Here is an 18,083-nt window from a genome sequence, read left to right on the forward strand (position 1 = left end):
CAAAACAGCAAGATGCGCTCAGGGCTGCACAAATGTACTACTTACAGGATCAGACCATGGACGCCATTGCCCGTGAGCTGAGGACCTCCCGATCAACCGTTTCAAGGCTGCTCTCCACTGCAAGGGAAACCGGTCTGGTGCAGATTCAGATCAAGACTCCCTCCGACAGGGCGCCCGAGCTGGAACGCGTCATTAGAAAACGCTACAAAGTAGAAGTCCACGTTGTCCCCATCTCCGACACACTCACGGAGATCGAGGTACTTGAAAGAGTCAGCATGCAAGCGGCCCGCACGATCGGCCCCTTGGTTGACTCCAATGCGGTCATCGGCGTTGCCTGGGGTTCCACTGTCAGCACGGTCAGCCGACACCTGACGCGCAAGATCACCCACGGCACCACGATTGTCCAACTCAACGGAGCAGGCAACACTCAAACATCCGGCATTACCTACGCTTCAGAGATCATCCGGCGCTTTGGCACTGCTTATGGTGCAAAGGTTGAACAATTTCCGGTACCGGCATTCTTTGACCACGCCGAGACAAAATCGATGATGTGGCAGGAACGCAGTGTGCGGCGCATCCTGGACCTACAGGAACGCATGACCATCGCCATCTTCGGTGTGGGTTCCATGGATGCCGAAATTCCCAGCCATGTCTACTCCGGCGGCTATCTTGACTCGACGGATCTGGATGCACTGGAAGCAAGCGGTGTGGCCGGGGATGTTGCCACCGTCTTCTTCCGATCAGATGGAAGCTACGACGGTATTGTGCTCAACTCACGCTCCAGCGGGCCAAGCCTTGACAGCCTGCGCAAGGTCCGGCGTCGTATATGTGTTGTGTCGGGGCGGAAGAAGATCACGGGGCTGCGCGGCGCGCTCGCGGCTGGCCTTGTCACGGACCTGATCCTGGATGAGACGACGGCACGGGAATTGGTTGAGCAGGACAGCCTCGCCTCGGACCCGATCTTCGGTTTCCTCAACAGCCTCGACGGTATCTAGGGTGGCTAAAGTACATCGGAGCCGCGCGGCAATGTTCCGAAGGCGATTGGGATGGGTAAAGTCGTGAGTATGCAACGCTCCCCCAAACACATTTTGAACAACGGCGCCAGCATTGACGTGCTGGGCTTCGGTGTCTACAAGGTTCCGGCCGAGGACTGCGCCGATTTGGTCTCCACCGCCCTGGACACCGGCTACCGCACCGTGGATACGGCCGCGTTATATGGCAACGAGGAAGGCGTCGGCGCTGCGGTTTCCCGTGCGGTCGCAGCTGGAACCTCGCGTGAGGATATCTTTGTCACCTCAAAGGTGTGGAACACGGATCAGGGCTACGACGCCACGCTAGCTGCCTTTGACACGAGCATGGACAAGTTGGGGCTCGACTACCTCGACATGTACCTCATCCATTGGCCGTGCCCCGAGCAGGACCTTTTCATCCCCACTTACAAGGCCCTCGAAAGCCTGTACCACACCGGGCGGGTCCGGGCCATTGGGGTCAGCAATTTTGAGGAGTCACATTTGCGCCAGCTCCTGGATGCCTGTGACGTTGTGCCTGCCGTCAATCAAATTGAGCTCCACCCCTGGCTGGCACAGACCGAGTTACGCGCGCTGCATGCGGAGTTGGGAATTGCCACGCAGGCATGGAGCCCGCTGGCCCGCGGCGGCATCCTGACGGATCCAGTTTTGCTTGAACTTGCCGCACTACATAATCGCTCCGTGGCCCAGATAACGCTTCGTTGGCACGTGCAGTCGGGTCACTTGGTCATCCCGAAGGCGAGCTCCGAGGCGCGTATTGCCGAGAACTTGGCCGTGTTTGGCTTTGCGCTTACCGATACCGAGATGGCCCGGATAGATGCCTTGGACAGGGGCCTGCGTTCCGGTTCCGATCCCAACAAGGTCAACTAGACATGGTCCTGAAATTTCTTGCTTCCCGCAAGCCAACTGCAGTCTCACCTTCGGGGCAGCGGCCGACGGCGCCCGACTCACCGTTGGCGGTCAAGCTGGCGAACCGGGAAAGCGATCACATTCTGACCGTGGCCGGCACCCCGGTGCATTACTGGGAGTACGCGGCTCTGGCTGATGGACCGGACCGGCCCACCAGAACACTTGTCATGGTGCATGGCTTCCGTGGGGATCACCACGGCCTTGAACGTGTTGTCGAGCTGCTGCCTGACTACCGCATCATCATGGCTGACCTGCCGGGATTTGGTGCATCGCCTGCATTTTCAGCTGGTCACCATGACGTTCCCGGCTACGTTGCCTTCCTTGGATCATTCCTTGATGCCCTTGGACTCGGGCCCGAGACGGTGCTGCTGGGCCACTCCTTCGGCTCGATCATCACAAGCCACTTCGTCGCCACCAACCCTGGCCGGGTTTTTCCGCTGATCCTGGTGAATCCCATCGCGTCGCCCGCGTTGGAGGGCCCCAAGGGGATCATGACGAAGCTGGCAGTGTTTTACTACTGGGCTTCGGCGAAACTGCCTGCTTCGCTGGGCAATGCGCTGCTGCGCAGTAAACTCATTGTCCGCGTCATGAGCGTGACGATGGCCAAGACTCGTGACAAGGATCTGCTGGAATTCATCCATGGCCAGCACCATGCCTATTTCAGCGGATTCGCCAATCGGGACATGCTGTTGGAATCTTTCCAGGCTTCTGTCGGCGGCACGGTGCGTGAAGTTGCCGGCCGCCTTACCCTGCCGACGCTCCTCATCGCCGGTGCCGAGGATGAAATCGCCACGCTGCCCAACCAACACAGGCTGCTGGAGCTGCTGCCTGACGCGGAACTCGTGGTAATCGACAATGTGGGCCACCTGATCCACTACGAAACCCCGGAGCCTGCCGCAGCCGCCATCACCGCTTTCCTCGAAAGGCACCCCGCACTTTGAGCACTTCAGATTCCATGAGTCAGGCACCTTCAGTTGGTAAGCCCAAGATTGTCATGGACGCCCGTTTTACTCGCATAGACCACCACGACGGCATCAGTCGCTACGGCGCAAGCCTCATTGCCGCCGTCGCCCCCTATGCCGATGTCACCATGTTGATTCACGATGAGCGTCAATTGGCCCTGTTGCCGGATCTTCCGTGGGTGAAAATCAATTCGCCCCTGTCTCCCATGGAATTGTTCGTTGCCCGAGAGGTAAACAAGCTCGGCGCCGACCTCGTGTTTTGCCCCATGCAAACCATGGGCAGTTGGGGCCGAAAATACCCGTTGGTGCTCACCCTGCACGACCTCATTTATTACGAGCACCCGGCACCGCCCGGATTCCTACCTGCCCCTGTTCGAGTTCTCTGGCGTCTGTATCACAAGGCATTCTGGCCCCAGCGCTTGCTTCTAAACCGCGCCGATGCGGTGGCAACCATCAGCCAAACAACGCTGGGTCTCATGCGCAAGCACACGTTGACCAAGCGGCCTATCAAGATTATTGGAAACGCGCCCCAAGGTGACCGGATGCCTCGCGATCCTGCTGGTGAGCCGGAGAAGTCACTGACATATATGGGTTCGTTCATGCCCTATAAGAATGTCGAAACGTTGATCCGCGGCATGGCCGGGCTGCCTGATTTCACCCTTAATCTGCTCAGCCGGATCACCCCGGAACGCCGCGCCGAACTGGAAGCTCTTGTCCCGTCGGGAGCCACAGTGGTATTCCATAACGGTGTCACAGACGCTGAGTACGACGAGCTGCTCTTGCGAACAACGGCCCTGGTCACGCTGAGCAAGGCCGAGGGTTACGGTCTGCCGCTGGTGGAGGCAATGGCCTTAGGCACCCCCGTGGTGGTTGCCGATACCGATATTTTCCGGGAGGTTGGCGGAACAGCCGCTCATTATGTTCCTGCCGATTCACCCACCGAATTCGCTGCTGCCGTGCGCGGGTTGGCCGACAGGGCTAAATGGGCTGCCAGCTCCACCGCATCCGTTGCCCAAGCAGCGACCTTCGCCTGGGATGCCTCCGCACGGGAACTGTTGGCCATGGCGCGGGAGCTTCGAGACTAGGCTGTCTCGCCGTGGCAAGACACTGACGGAGCGTCATGCAATTGAAGCGGGCTAACTCTATTCACGTTCTTGGTCTTTGCGGAGCTTGGTGATGCGTTGCCAGGTGATGCGTTTCTTTAGCCATCTGGGGTATCTCGTGGGCCGGGTTTGGTCTTCTTGTGGTGGTTCATACGCTCCGGTCGGGGTGATCCAACCGACCCGCCCATCCTGAGTCAATGTCGGTGTCCAACTACGAATCCGAATCCCTTCACGGTGTGGTTCCTTGAACCGGCGATACACACCGTGTTTATCCTTGTCATCCTTGAAGTGCTTGAGCCCATGATGCTTCCTACACGCCGGACGCGCGTTCTCCCGGGTCGTCTTCCCACCCCGTTCAAAGGGCACGAGGTGATCAAATTCAGTATCCAGGATCGGATTCGAACAATTCGGGAAATAACAACTCCCCGCCATAGCCCGCAACACCTCCCGCTCCGCTTCTCGAAGCGTGTACCGCTCCGGATTCAACGGCAACATCTCACCCGTCACCGGATCCGTGAAGACCCGCAGGAACGTCGAGGAACCAGCCAACAGCTCCCTAGCAATATCGGCAGGGATCGGCCCGCCTCCAGGACCCACAAGTTCTCCCGGCTCATCGGTAAGGTTCAACAACCCCATCAACGGAACCGTGACCAACACGATCGCTTGCGGCAACGGCGGACCCTCCACCACACCACCACCCCGCAACTCCTTGAGCTGATTCAGATACTCCTGCCCCGGATCCTCCACCACCCCATCAACAACCCCGTCCACATACCCAGACCCATCCCCCACCACCTCACCCACCAACAACACCACCCCCTCCTCATCGACATCTTCATCGGCAGGCAGCTCACCCGTGGGTGGTTCCTCGGTGGATGGTTCCTCGGGCAACCCGTCCAGGAGTTGACCGCACAGAACCTCGGGTGGCTCCGGCTCATCAGGCTGTACGAGCGGTTCGGCCGGTGGTTCGAGTGGATCAGCAGCAGGGTTGGCCAGATTCGCGGCACCACACTCACTGGCAGGGTTAGTGTTCACCTCGGTACCGTCACCTGGGGTCGGAATCCGCCCGGTAGGTTGCTCTGGGTCCCTGTGCGCCCACACAGGCTCTTCATCAATCAACCTCACCCCACCAAAACCCTGATCTCTAGGGCTCTGCCCAAAGGAGTCTTGACCACTGGGATCCTGACCGGCGCCGTTGGGGCTACCGCTGCGGAAGAAACTCCCACCACCGGCACCGCTCGATGGCCTAGAAGTACCCGCGGTGAAAGAGCTGGGGCCGGGGGTGGTGGTGGGGTTGGTGTAGCTATTAGTCGGGAGGTCCTGGCCCATCAGTAACTGCGCCGCGACATCAACACGCAGCTGAGCCAGGGTCCGGTGCTCGAGCAAATCCTCACCGGCACCCTCTCCACCCCGGTGGGCATGGTTGGCGGCGCGGTGTTCGCGGCGGGCGTCGTCCTTGATCGCCCTAGCGATCCTGGTACACCGGGTCATAATCGGTTCCGCCGCGACCGTCGGGAGATAAAACGTCATCCACGACATCCCATCCCGACCCGACTCACAACTCAACCTGCGCTGAGCGAACGCTTTCTTCACCCGGACACTGATCGATCCCGGAAACAAAGACTCCCTAGCCCGGCGTGCTTTAGAGGCGAACCCGGCCGCCGTGGAACCGACCGCTAACACCAACAACCTCGCCTCGAACCCGGCCACATCCTCCCCAGCAACCCCCGCAGTCTCCTGCAGCGTCGTGATTTCGTTCAGCACGATGCACGCATGCCGCCACGACAACACACCCAACCCCAACGCCGCATAGGTGTCCGGGTGGTGTCGTAAAAGATCAACACTGTGATGAGCCAACGCCGCGGCCGTGACCTCAGGGATCCGTAAAACCAACGCCATATTCGTCACCGCACTGGACTCCGCGATCCCTGACTGCCAAGGATCCAACTCCATCGCCATAGCCTCCACCGAGGCTGCACCCAGGATGCGATCCATCAACGCCGCCTTACACGCAGCAAGAGCATCCTCCAAACCCTTCACCACCGATAACGCAGCGATCCCGGCGTCATACACACCCCGGGCCACGACCAGCCGGGTCAACGGCTCAGGAACCGGCACCGGAAAAGGAAAATGCCCCTCCAACCCCACCAAAGCAGGATTGTCAGAGCCAAAGGGTTCAATGGAAGGAAGAGTAATCCCAGCAAGCAGTGCAGCCACATCCTGTGTGGCTTCATTACCCCGGTCCCCGGGGAAACACTCCCGACTACTCATACAACAACACTACCGGCACCGTAACCACACCGCAATAGATAATAGAATAAATATTCTAAGAACTAGTACAAGGGCAGGCCAAGGGGTTTCGACAGGCTCGACCAACGGCGACAAGCTCGACCGACGGGGCGGCGCTAGAGGACGTCTAGCCCGTCGCACCTGACTTGTACGGGCGAGCCCACTCTGCGCGCGGCGTTAGACGCCTTCAGAGCCCGCATATCGGCCGTTACGGAAGCGGCCATGGAGTACGGGAACAAGAGGATGGTTCTATAGTCAGGGGCATCCTCACCTGGTGCCCCAGTCCGTCCGAACAGTACCGGCGCCGGGCCAATGCTGCGCACCTCCTCCGGCAGTTTTAGTGCAGTTTGAAATGCCGCGACATCAGCCTCGGCGCCCGTTAGCGAGGCGAGCCGCATGGCAGGTGGCAATCCCAGTTCGTGCCGCAGCGCGAACTCTCGTTCCGCGTGACCAGCTGGGTCCCAGCGCACGAGCGATGCCACCTCTACAGATTCCTCGGCCGTCACCACAACGACGCCACCGTCCTTGGCAGACCGGACGAGCGCCGCAGCATTCATCCACCGCCGCAACGTCTCCTCGCCCGCCCGCAACGATTCACGTCGCAGCATGGAATCACCGTCGAGCAGCAAGGCAGCCGAATAGCCGTGGCTCGCGACAGGTTCAGCCCCAATGGTGGCCACAACAATAGCGGGCCGGTCAGGCACCGTGGTCTTGATGTGGTCACCCGAAGAAGAAATCACCGGAACAGAGGGGAAGGCCCGCCCGAGTTCCTCGGCGGTTCGCAGTGCACCGACGGAGATGGCGCGCAGCTCATGGTTTCCGCACGTGCTGCAGCTAAAGGCTGTCTCCGCCTGCCCGCACCATTTGCAGATAACCATGGACGAGGCAGAACCGGGCGCACGCGTCTGCATCAAGGGCCCTGTGCAGTGCCGGCATCGGGCCACCTCGCGGCAACGCTGGCAGGCCAGTGCGGGCGCATACCCGGTGCGGGCCACCTGGACCAGTACCGGGCCAAATTTCAGCGCTGCTTTTGCTGTTTCCCAGGCCCGGTGCGGCAGCCTGGCCATCGCCGCGGCGGGATCGCGTTCCTGCTCAAAGGAATCGGAGGTGCTAATTACCCTCGCCGTAGCCTTTCGAACCTCTGGACGCCCCGCAACAAGTTCCTGAGCCCAACCTGTGGCAACCAGACGCTGGGATTCGCTACTGCGGCTGTGGCCAGCCATGAGAACCGCAGCCCCCTCCACCTCCGAGCGGAGCAACAAGACGTCGCGGCTGTGCTGGTACGGGGCTCGGCGCTCGACGTGAAGCTCGTCGCCATCGTCCCAGCAACAAACTAGGCCAAGATCGGCCACGGGGGCATAGGCGGCAGAACGTGTCCCGATGACGATCCGAACATCCCCGGAGAGGACACGGAGGAAATTGGCGTAGCGGAGGCTGGGACCGTCGTCGGCCGTCAGCTTGACGAAACTGTCGGCCGGAAGCACGGTGGAAAATGCTTGCTCAAGAAGCTCAAGGTCACGCAAGTCCGGAACAACCACGATGGCGCCGCGTCCGGACAGCTGACAGTAGGCCACAACCTGGGCCAACTGATGGTGCCACGACTGCGGCCCCCATCCGTGGAGGGCCCCAAAAACACCCTTGGGGCTGGCGCCCATGGCCAGCTGGGTCAGGAAGTCCTCCGCGTGCGGGTACTCGCCAAAGAGTGAATGGCCGGGCTTCGCCGGCTCTTCCGCGGCCGGAGCGGTTTCAGCAGCGCGCTCGGCGTCCTTCTTCAGGAACACCTTTTCCAGGCTGGCAACCCTGGGCGGGACGGCAACGCGAAGGACGTCCGCCACGGTTCCCGCATACCGGGCCGCAACCTTTCGTGCCAGCTCCAGGACCTGCGGGGCCAGCACTGGCACGGCCGAATACACTCGTGCCAGCGGAACCAACCGCGAGCTCTCCGACTCGGCCACCCTGCCCACGAGGAAGCCGTTGAGGTCTTGGCCCGAGAACTTCACCCGCACCCGCACGCCCGGCTGGGCCTCGGCGTCGAGCTCTAGCGGTACGGAGTAGTCAAAGATTCGGTCCAGGTGCGGCAGCGGTGACTCAATAACCACCTGTGCCACGGGCAAATGCGGCGCAAGCACCACGCCACTATGAGGATCGGGCACACGCTCCTTGGTCACAAAGCCGCTCAGGAGGCTTAACTGCACACCGTGGCTGAGCTCATCATCCACGGTGTCCTCCTAGATTCGTTGTGGTCAATCGGGGAATGATCCCTTAAGCCAGCTAAGCACAGCACACTGACAAAGTCGCCGGCGGGCCATGCTTAGCTGTGGATAACTAACGGGATAACTAGCGAGCAGTTAAGCGTTGAAGTATGCCTTCAAAGCGTCAACACGATCGAGGTTTTCCCACGTGAAATCGGCGTCGTCGCGGCCAAAGTGACCGTGGGCGGCCGTCTTGGCATAGATGGGACGCTTGAGGTCAAGGCTGTCGATGATGGCCGCCGGGCGCAGATCGAAAATCGCCGCAATGGCATCCTCGATGCGACGCGGATCAACCGTTTCGGTGCCAAAGGTTTCAACGTACACGCCGACGGGACGGGCAACACCAATGGCGTAGCCAACCTGAATCTCGGCACGCGCAGCAAGACCGGCGGCAACAACGTTCTTAGCAACCCAACGCATGGCGTAGGCGGCCGAACGGTCAACCTTTGACGGATCCTTGCCGGAGAATGCTCCGCCACCGTGGCGGGCCATGCCACCGTAGGTGTCAACGATGATCTTGCGACCGGTCAGGCCGGCATCTCCCACGGGGCCACCAACAACAAACGGGCCGGCCGGGTTCAGGTACGTCTTGATCGCCGAAACATCCAGCCCGGAGGCATCCATGACGGGGGCAATGACGAATTCCTGCAGGTCGGCGCGCAGCTTGTCCAGCATGGTGCCTTCGGCGTGCTGGCTTGAGATGACGACGGTGTCAACGGAGACGGGCTTTTCGCCGTCGTACCCGATGGTCACCTGGGTCTTGCCGTCCGGGCGCAGGTATTCCAGCAGGCCGGACTTGCGCACATCGGTGAGGCGCTCGGACAGCCGGTGCGCTAGGTAAATGGGGGTGGGCATGTAGGAGGCGGTCTCGTTGCTGGCATAGCCAAACATCAAGCCCTGGTCCCCTGCTCCCTGGCTGTCATACTTATCGACAGCGGTGCCTTCGCGGACCTCGAAAGCGTTGAACACGCCGTCGGAAATGTCCTGTGACTGCTGCCCGATCGAGACCGACACGCCACACCGGGCGCCGTCGAAGCCGTTGGCGGAGGAATCGTAGCCAATGTCGAGGATGGTGTTGCGCACGATCTGCGGGATCTCAACGTAGGCATTGGTTGTCACCTCGCCGGCAACGTGGACCAGGCCGGTGGTGGCCATGGTCTCCACGGCGACGCGGGAATCCGGGTCCTCGGCCAACAGCGCATCGAGGATGGCATCGCTGATCTGGTCACAAATCTTATCGGGGTGTCCTGCCGTCACGGATTCAGAGGTGAATAGGCGCAGGGGGTTTGCTGAAGTCACTGTTCTACTTTACTTGGGATCGTGCCGGGCCACGGGGGCGTCGGACTTGAAATGTCACACAGTTTGCAGTGGTGGGCGGCCTTAGTTTCAACCAGCGGCCAGGCGCTGTGCAATGAGATGTACGACGTCGTCCGCCACCTCTCGCTTGCTGCCGCCTGACTGCACGGGGCTGGCACCGTCCAAAGCCAAAATCTCGACCTGGTTCGTGTCTTGGCCAAAGACCCGCTCACCGCCAGACTCCCCCGGACCAACCTCGTTGACGACCAATAGATCGCAACCCTTCCGGACAAGTTTTTGCTGTGCATACGTCTGGGCGTCACCTTCGTCATCGCCGGTCTCGGCCGCAAAGCCCACAATCAGTTGCTTCTGATTCTGGGCCGCCCGATGGGCAACGACCTCAACCAAAATATCCGGATTGCGAACAAGGGTAATGACGGGATCGTCGGCGTTGTCGCGCTTTTTGATCTTGCCGGTGGAGATGTTGGCAGGCCGGAAATCGGCAACGGCCGCGGCCATAATCACGACGTCGGCCGTTGCGGCTGCGGCGAGCGTGGCCGAGCGCAGCTCCAACGCCGTCTCGATCCGTTGGATCGTGGCACCGGCAGGCGCCGGCACCTCCATGGGTGCGTGGATCAAGGTGACAATAGCGCCAGCAGCCAAGGCGGCCTCGGCCAAGGCCACACCCTGCTTGCCAGAGGATTTGTTGCCAAGGTACCGGACGGGGTCCAGGGGTTCCCGGGTGCCACCGGCCGTGATGAGCACGCGGACGCCTGCCAGCAGATCGGTGGTTGCCAGTGAAGTAGCAGGCTCCGCGGCGACCGGCTCGGTGGGAGCAACAGGGGCAACCGCTTCGGGAACAACCGCTTCTAGAGCAACCGCGGCGGGTTCCGTTGGCAGGGGCGCCGGGGACGCGGCGTCGTGCTCCGCCAGGGTGTCACCTGCAACAAGTGCCATGGCGGCTGCGAAGATCGCTTCCGGTTCAGGCAACCGGCCAGGACCTGTGTCCGGACCCGTCAGCCGGCCAACCGCGGGGTCCAGGACATGGACGCCACGGGAGCGCAGGGTAGCCACATTGGCCACTGTCGAGGCGTGCTGCCACATTTCGGTGTGCATGGCCGGGGCAAAGAGCACCGGTCCGCGAGCCATCAACAGCGTTGTGGTCAAAAGATCGTTGGCGTGGCCCCCAGCGGCCTTGGCCAACAGGTCAGCGGTCGCCGGGGCCACCACGATCAGGTCGGCCTCATGCCCAATCCGGACATGGTTGACCTGATCCACGGAGTCAAAAACATCGTTCGTGACGGGATGCCCGCTCAGCGCCTCCCACGTGGCAACGCCCACAAACTTCGTGGACGCGTCAGTGGGTATGACGGTGACAGTGTGGCCGGCCTCTGTGAAGAGGCGCAGCAACAACGCGGACTTGTAGGCGGCGATTCCGCCGCCTACCCCCAGGACAATGTTCAACTTAGACACCGTGGGTGTGGTCAAACTGCAGTTACGCAGTCTCGACAGGCGTGGAAACCAACAGGCCCTCGTCGATTTCACGGAAAGCGATCGAGAGTGACTTCTCGTTCAGCTTGGTGTCGACCAACGGGCCAACGTACTCAAACAGGCCCTCGTGGAGCTGTGCGTAGTAAGCGTTGATCTGGCGTGCGCGCTTGGCACCAAAGATGACCAGTCCGTACTTCGAGTCTGCAGCTTCAAGCAGCGAATCGATCGAGGGATTGATGATGCCTTCGGGTTGTGTAGTCAATTACTTCTCCAAAAAAATCGAAAGGGTGTCTTGCGAATCGGGCAGTTCTGAAAGAAAACTGTCCGACTAAACTAGGTGGTGGGGCGTGAGCCCCATCAGGTCAACCAGCGCGGCTGCAGCACGGCTGACATCGTCATTGACGATGATGTAATCAAATTCCGGCGCGGCAGCAAGTTCCAGTTTAGCTGTTTCCAGCCGCCGCTGCTGTTCTTCGGCAGTTTCTGTGCCGCGTCCCACCAAACGGCGGACTAATTCTTCCCAGCTGGGCGGTGCCAGGAAGACAAAATCTGCTTCCGGCATGGCTTCTTTAACTTGGCGCGCACCCTGGAGATCAATCTCAAGCAGGACGGACTTGCCTTGTTCAACTGCCGCGTTGACGGTGCTGCGCAGGGTCCCGTAGCGGTTGACGCCATGTACTACAGCCCACTCAAGGAGTTCGCCGTCGGCCACGAGGGCGTCAAAATCGTCAGGGTCCTTGAAGAAGTAGTGGACACCTTCATGCTCGCCCGGACGGGCCGGACGCGTGGTGGCCGAAACCGACAGCCACACATCGGGGTAGTTATCCCGGATGAAGGTTGAGACGGTGCCCTTGCCAACGGCCGTGGGGCCCGCCAGCACTGTAACGCCGCTCAATGGCTTGATGCGCTTGGTGCACTCCGTAGGTACCTCAACGGCGGTCATGGCTGTTCTCCCAGGTAGTCAACCAAGGCCCGGCGTTGGTGCACGCCCAAGCCACGCACCCTGCGGGTTGGGGCTATCCCCAGCTCGCTCATGATCACAGTTGCACGTACCTTTCCAATGCCCGGAAGGGCTTCCAATAGTTCACATACTTTAAGTCTGTCCAGGGCAGGTTCGCGTGGAGCCGCGCCAAGCACGGCGGCCACACTGGTCTGCCCTGTTTTCAATTCTTGCTTTGCCTGGGATCGAATAGCCCTTGCCGCAAGAGCCTTGATCCGTGCGTCCGCTCGTTCCTGATGGGACAGTTGTGGCAAATTCACAAAGAAGCCCCCTGGCAATGACTGTCCCCGGTACGGGGCTCGAACACAGTATTTCTTCGAACTTATCCGCACCGGGGAAGCAAATCAATGTAGCCAAATTCCAGCCCGAGTGCTATGCAGCGTCAGTTACAGTCCCTGCAGAGTCTCCCGAGTTGCCGCACGCAACGCATCAACACTGGGACCCGCAGCAAGAATGCCGCGACTCGAGGTTGCCAATACGGCCGGGTAGGCCGCACCAAAGGTTGCCCGCATATCGGCACCGGTGGCTCCTTGGGCGCCAAGACCCGGTGCCAGCAGGGGTCCGTGGACGGCTGCAAGATCGATCTCCAGATCGGTCAAGGCGGTGCCAACCGTGGCCCCAACAACAAGACCGACGGAGCCAAGGGCGTCAGCGGCATACCGCTGATTTTCGGCTGCCGCCGCCTGCACGATGCGCTTGGCCACGGATTCCGAGCCTCCGACATGCTGCACCGAGGCACCCTCAGGGTTGGAGGTCAGTGCCAAAACGAACACTCCCCTGCCAGTGGCTGATGCCAGATCCAGGGCCGGTCGCAGCGACTCGAAGCCAAGGTACGGGCTCAGGGTCACGGAATCGGCGGCCAGCGCAGATCCGTCACGCAGCCACGCATCGGCATAGCCGGCCATGGTGGAGCCTATGTCTCCGCGCTTGGCGTCGGCAATGGTCAAGACCTCAGTCTGTGCGGCTGCGGCGAGGAGTTCCTCGAGCACAGCCAAACCGGCCGAACCGTGACGCTCATAGAGCGCCACCTGCGGCTTAATAGCTGCAGCCAACGGCTCAACGGCTTCGAGCACTGTCTGCGAAAAGGTGCGCAGACCCTGGATGGAATCATCCAGGCCCCAGGCTGCCAACAGCGCCGGATGGGGATCGATACCAACACACAACGGACCCCTGGCGAGCATCGCCGCGGCGAGCCGCGCACCGAAAGGTGCGCGTCCGCCGTCGTGGTTTCCCCCTGCTCGACCAGCGTTCTGGCTAGGCATTCTGCGCTGCCTGACCTGCCGCGAGAACCTTTGCGTGTTCCTGCAGGCTCGTGACGTCCCACTCGTAGGTGCGCAGTGCCTCCATGGCCTGGACAGCCACGTTGAACTCGGCAACCGTGGTGATGCAGGGCTTGCCGATGGAGACGGCTGCTGCACGGATTTCGTAGCCGTCGCCGCGTGCCTCGCCGCCGGTGGGCGTGTTGAAGATCATGTCGATCTCGCCATTGTTGATCAGGTCAACAATGGTGCCCTCGCCGGATTCGGAGGTGCCTTCACCGATCTTGCGAACAATGGTGGACGCGATGCCGTTGCGGCGCAAGACATCTGCCGTGCCGCCCGTGGAGACAATCTCGTAGCCGAGATCGGAGAGGCGCTTGACGGCCATGATGATGGAGCGCTTGTCGCGGTTGGCGACGGAGACAAAGATCTTGCCTTCGATCGGCAGGGCGTTGTTCGCGCCAGCCTGGCTCTTGGCGAAGGCCGTGTCAAAGTGCTTGTCGATGCCCATGACCTCACCCGTGGAACGCATTTCCGGGCCCAGCAGGGAGTCAACAACGTGGCCCTCTACCGTGCGGAAGCGTGCGAACGGCATAACGGCTTCCTTGACGGCAACCGGAGCGCTGTCCGGGAGAGTTCCGCCGTCGCCCACTTCAGGGAGGATGTGGTGAACGCTGCGCAGGTGGGCGATGGACACGCCAACACCGATCAGCGCGGCGGCCTTGGCCATCTGCACGCCCGTTGCCTTGGAGACGAACGGGACGGTGCGTGAGGCACGTGGGTTGGCCTCGAGCACGTACAGGATGTCGGCGGCCAGGGCGAACTGGATGTTGATCAAACCGCGGACGCCAACGCCCTCGGCGATGGCGCGGGTGGCCTTGCGGACCCGCTCCTGCACATCTTTGCCCAAGGTGATGGGAGGCAGCACACAGGCGGAGTCACCGGAGTGAATACCAGCCTCCTCGATGTGCTCCATGATGCCACCGAGGTACATGTCGGTGCCGTCGAAGAGTGCGTCAACGTCAATCTCGATGGCGTCTTCTAGGAACCTGTCGATCAAGACCGGGTGAGCCTCGGTGATCTCGGTGGCGTTCTTGATGTAGCGCGAGAGGTTGGCCTCGTCGTAGACGATCTCCATGCCGCGGCCGCCCAAGACGTAGGACGGACGAACCAGAACGGGGTAGCCAATCTCATCGGCAATCTTCTTGGCATCGTTGAAGGACACTGCCGTGCCATTCTTCGGCGCGATCAGGCCGGCGTCGTCAAGCACACGCGAGAACATACCGCGGTGCTCGGCCAGGTCGATGGCTTCCGGGGACGTACCCAAGATGGGCACACCGGCGTCGGCCAGTTCCTGTGCCAGCTTCAGCGGGGTCTGGCCGCCGAGCTGAACAAACACGCCCAAGACGCCACCGGTGCGCTCTTCGGCAGCGATGACCTCGAGGACGTCCTCAAGGGTCAGCGGCTCAAAGTAGAGGCGCGTGGAGACGTCGTAGTCGGTGGAGACGGTTTCCGGGTTGCAGTTGACCATGACGGTCTCGTAACCCGCCTTGCGCAGCGCCATGGAGGCGTGGACGCAGGAGTAGTCGAACTCGATACCCTGGCCGATGCGGTTGGGGCCTGAGCCCAAGATGATGACAGAGGGCTTTTCGTGCAGCGCAATCTCGTCCTCCTCGTCGTAAGAGGAGTAGTGGTACGGCGTGTACGCGTTGAACTCGGCGGCACAGGTGTCCACGGTCTTGTAGACGGGGCGGATGCTGAGTGCCTGGCGGACGCCGCGCACCACAGCCTCGGAGTTGTTCGTCAGGGCACCGATCTGAGCGTCGGAGAAACCGTGGCGCTTGGCCAGCTTCAGCATCTCCGGTGTCAGGGCGGTGGACTTGCGGATGGTTGCCGAAACCTCATTGAGGAGCACCAGCTGATCCAGGTACCAGGGGTCGATTCCGGTGGCTGCGTACAGCTCTTCAATGGTTCCGCCGCCGAGCAGGGCGCGCTGGACCTGGGCGAGGCGATCTGTGGTGGGGCGCTTGGCGGCCTCGATCAGATCGGGCACGTCAAGGGCGTTGACAGAGGAGAAGTCAAGGCTGGCGCCCTTCTGCTCCAAGGAACGCAGCGCCTTCTGCAGGGCCTCGGTGAAGTTACGGCCGATGGCCATGGCCTCGCCGACGCTCTTCATGGTGGTGGTCAGCGTGGGATCCGCTGCCGGGAACTTCTCGAAGGCGAAGCGGGGAACCTTGACAACCACGTAGTCCAAGGACGGCTCGAAGGAGGCCGGCGTCTTCTGCGTGATGTCGTTCGGGATTTCATCCAGCGTGTAACCCAAGGAGAGCTTCGTGGCGATCTTGGCAATGGCGAAGCCGGTTGCCTTGGAGGCCAGTGCCGAGGAACGGGACACGCGCGGGTTCATCTCAATGACGACGACGCGGCCGGTGTCGGGCTCGATCGCGAACTGGATGTTGCAACCACCGGTGTCAACGCCAACCTCGCGGATGACGGCGATGGAGATGTCGCGTAGGTTCTGGTATTCGCGGTCCGTCAGCGTCATGGCCGGGGCCACGGTGATGGAGTCGCCCGTGTGGACGCCTACCGGGTCAAAGTTTTCGATGGAGCAAACAACAACAACGTTGTCGTTCTTGTCGCGCATCATCTCCAGCTCGTATTCCTTCCAGCCAAGGATGCTCTCTTCAAGCAAAACCTCGGTGGTGGGGCTGTACTGCAGGCCCTGGCCCACAATGCGGGTGAGGTCCGACGGCGTGTAAGCCAGGCCGGAGCCCAGCCCGCCCATGGTGAAGGACGGGCGCACGACCATGGGGTAGCCCAGGTCTTCAGCGGCTGCGAAAGCCTCATCCATGGTGTGGATGATGTGGCTGCGGGCCGACTCGGCACCGCAGCGCTCGACGACGCCCTTGAACTTTTCGCGGTCTTCGCCGAGCTCGATGGCCGCGATATTGGCGCCGATCAGCTCGACGTTGTACTTGGCCAGGACGCCGTTCTTGTCCAGGGCGATGGCGGCGTTCAACGCGGTCTGGCCACCGAGGGTGGGCAGGATGGCGTCGGGGCGCTCCTTGGCGATGATCTTCTCGATAACCTCGGGGGTGATCGGCTCAACGTAGGTGGCGTCGGCGAACTCGGGGTCGGTCATGATGGTGGCCGGGTTGGAGTTGACGAGGATGACCCGCAGGCCCTCCTCCTTCAAGACGCGCAGGGCCTGGGTGCCGGAGTAGTCAAACTCGGCGGCCTGGCCGATCACGATCGGGCCGGAGCCAATGACCAGAACTGATTTGAGATCTTCCCTCTTTGGCATTACTTGTTTTCCTGGCTCTGTGCGGTGTTGCTGGTCTTGAATTCGGTCATGAGGGTGATGAACCTGTCAAACAGGTAGGCGGCGTCGTGCGGGCCGGCCGCGGCTTCGGGGTGGTACTGCACCGAGAAGGCCGGGATGTCCAGGCAGGAGAGGCCTTCAACAACCTGGTCGTTGAGGCTGATGTGGCTGACCTCAACGCGGCCGAAGCGCTCCTCAGGGGCCTGGGTGGGCCCGTCCAGCGGTGCGTCTACGGCGAAGCCGTGGTTCTGGCTGGTGATTTCAACCTTGCCGGTGCTGCGGTCCATGACCGGCTGGTTGATGCCGCGGTGGCCGTAGCGCAGCTTGTAGGTGCCGTAACCTAGGGCGCGGCCCAGGATCTGGTTGCCGAAGCAGATACCGAAGTACGGAACGCCGGCGTCAAGGAAGCTGCGGACAAAACCAACCTGGCGGTCGGCCGTGGCCGGGTCACCCGGGCCGTTGGAGATGAACACGCCATCCGGGTTCAGCGCAGAGGCTTCCTCGAAGGTTGTTGCCGCGGGCAGGACGTGCACGCGCACGCCGCGCTCGGCGAAGCGGGTGGGCGTCATGGCCTTGATGCCAAGGTCTAGGGCGGCGATGGTGAACAGCGGCTCACCCTCCCAACCGTGGGCGGAAGGCTCGACGACGTACGCTTCCTTCACGCTGACCTCTTCAGCCAGGCGCAGGCCAGCCATGGACGGCTGAGCCAGAACCTCGGCCAGCAGCTCTGCTTCGGGGCGGGCAGCCTCGGCGCCGGAGAAGATGCCGGCCTTCATGGCGCCACGTTCGCGCAGGTGGCGGGTGATGGCACGGGTGTCTACACCCTGGATGCCGACGATGCCCTGGTTGGTGAGCTCGTCGTCGAGCGTTCCTTCGCTGCGCCAGTTGGAGGGGCGGCGGGCTGCGTCGCGGACAACGTAGCCAGCGGCCCAAATCCGGGTTGACTCGTTGTCAGCCTTGTTCACGCCGGTGTTACCGATGTGAGGAGCCGTCTGGACGATCAGCTGGCGGGCGTAGGAGGGGTCCGTGAGGGTTTCCTGGTAACCGGTCATGCCGGTGGTGAAGACTGCCTCGCCCAGGGCCGTGCCCTGTGCTCCGTAGCTGGTGCCACGGAAAGTGCGGCCGTCTTCCAAGACCAAAAGTGCCTGTGCAGGCATAGTTGCATCACTCAT

General features: G+C 61.6%; 14 protein-coding genes. 4 read left to right on the forward strand and 10 right to left on the reverse strand.

Going from position 1 to position 18,083, the window contains the following annotated elements; all coding sequences use genetic code 11:
- The first annotated feature begins 56 nt into the window (after positions 1 to 56).
- From ACP7B9_RS05805 to ACP7B9_RS05820, 4 genes are all read left to right on the forward strand, one after another.
- Entirely contained in the window at positions 57 to 995 is a 939-nt protein-coding gene (locus tag ACP7B9_RS05805) for a sugar-binding transcriptional regulator (protein ID WP_425861583.1), read from the forward strand.
- A 69-nt stretch (positions 996 to 1,064) separates the two neighbouring features.
- Entirely contained in the window at positions 1,065 to 1,898 is an 834-nt protein-coding gene (locus tag ACP7B9_RS05810) for an aldo/keto reductase (protein ID WP_425861585.1), read from the forward strand.
- Between the two features lie 2 nt (positions 1,899 to 1,900).
- Positions 1,901 to 2,878, forward strand: a complete 978-nt coding sequence (locus ACP7B9_RS05815) for an alpha/beta fold hydrolase (RefSeq protein WP_425861587.1) — start codon at positions 1,901 to 1,903, stop codon at positions 2,876 to 2,878.
- A gap of 14 nt (positions 2,879 to 2,892) precedes the next feature.
- On the forward strand, positions 2,893 to 3,984 hold the full coding sequence (locus ACP7B9_RS05820; RefSeq protein WP_425861781.1) for a glycosyltransferase family 4 protein: 1,092 nt from the start codon (positions 2,893 to 2,895) through the stop codon (positions 3,982 to 3,984).
- 57 nt (positions 3,985 to 4,041) lie between these two features.
- Here the strand turns inward: ACP7B9_RS05820 and ACP7B9_RS05825 are convergent, their stop codons facing one another.
- From ACP7B9_RS05825 to carA, 10 genes are all read right to left on the reverse strand, one after another.
- A complete protein-coding gene (locus tag ACP7B9_RS05825) occupies positions 4,042 to 6,273 on the reverse strand; it encodes an HNH endonuclease (RefSeq protein ID WP_425861589.1) in 2,232 nt (743 codons plus the stop codon).
- 134 nt (positions 6,274 to 6,407) lie between these two features.
- Positions 6,408 to 8,510, reverse strand: coding sequence for a primosomal protein N' (locus tag ACP7B9_RS05830; RefSeq protein ID WP_425861591.1), 2,103 nt, complete (start codon positions 8,508 to 8,510; stop codon positions 6,408 to 6,410).
- Positions 8,511 to 8,639: 129 nt separating this feature from the next.
- Positions 8,640 to 9,842, reverse strand: a complete 1,203-nt coding sequence (gene metK / locus ACP7B9_RS05835; protein ID WP_425861593.1) for a methionine adenosyltransferase — start codon at positions 9,840 to 9,842, stop codon at positions 8,640 to 8,642.
- Between the two features lie 87 nt (positions 9,843 to 9,929).
- Positions 9,930 to 11,303: a bifunctional phosphopantothenoylcysteine decarboxylase/phosphopantothenate synthase gene (locus ACP7B9_RS05840; RefSeq protein ID WP_425861783.1), complete on the reverse strand. Its 1,374-nt coding sequence runs from the start codon at positions 11,301 to 11,303 to the stop codon at positions 9,930 to 9,932.
- Between the two features lie 31 nt (positions 11,304 to 11,334).
- Positions 11,335 to 11,592, reverse strand: coding sequence for a DNA-directed RNA polymerase subunit omega (rpoZ, locus tag ACP7B9_RS05845; protein ID WP_044575390.1), 258 nt, complete (start codon positions 11,590 to 11,592; stop codon positions 11,335 to 11,337).
- Positions 11,593 to 11,658: 66 nt separating this feature from the next.
- A complete protein-coding gene (gmk, locus tag ACP7B9_RS05850; protein WP_425861595.1) occupies positions 11,659 to 12,273 on the reverse strand; it encodes a guanylate kinase in 615 nt (204 codons plus the stop codon).
- Positions 12,270 to 12,662, reverse strand: a complete 393-nt coding sequence (gene mihF, locus ACP7B9_RS05855) for an integration host factor, actinobacterial type (protein WP_425861597.1) — start codon at positions 12,660 to 12,662, stop codon at positions 12,270 to 12,272. The genes gmk and mihF overlap by 4 nt, the downstream gene beginning before the upstream one ends.
- Positions 12,663 to 12,716: 54 nt before the next feature.
- Positions 12,717 to 13,592: an orotidine-5'-phosphate decarboxylase gene (gene pyrF, locus ACP7B9_RS05860; protein WP_425861599.1), complete on the reverse strand. Its 876-nt coding sequence runs from the start codon at positions 13,590 to 13,592 to the stop codon at positions 12,717 to 12,719.
- Positions 13,585 to 16,893 carry a carbamoyl-phosphate synthase large subunit gene (gene carB, locus ACP7B9_RS05865; protein WP_425861601.1) on the reverse strand — a complete coding sequence of 1,103 codons (3,309 nt, stop codon included), beginning with the start codon at positions 16,891 to 16,893 and terminating at the stop codon, positions 13,585 to 13,587. The genes pyrF and carB overlap by 8 nt, the downstream gene beginning before the upstream one ends.
- Complete coding sequence (gene carA, locus ACP7B9_RS05870; RefSeq protein ID WP_425861603.1) at positions 16,893 to 18,083, reverse strand: glutamine-hydrolyzing carbamoyl-phosphate synthase small subunit; 1,191 nt, start codon at positions 18,081 to 18,083, stop codon at positions 16,893 to 16,895. The genes carB and carA overlap by 1 nt, the downstream gene beginning before the upstream one ends.

Source organism: Arthrobacter sp. TWP1-1, from assembly GCF_049897845.1.
In the GTDB taxonomy this organism is placed as follows: domain Bacteria; phylum Actinomycetota; class Actinomycetes; order Actinomycetales; family Micrococcaceae; genus Specibacter.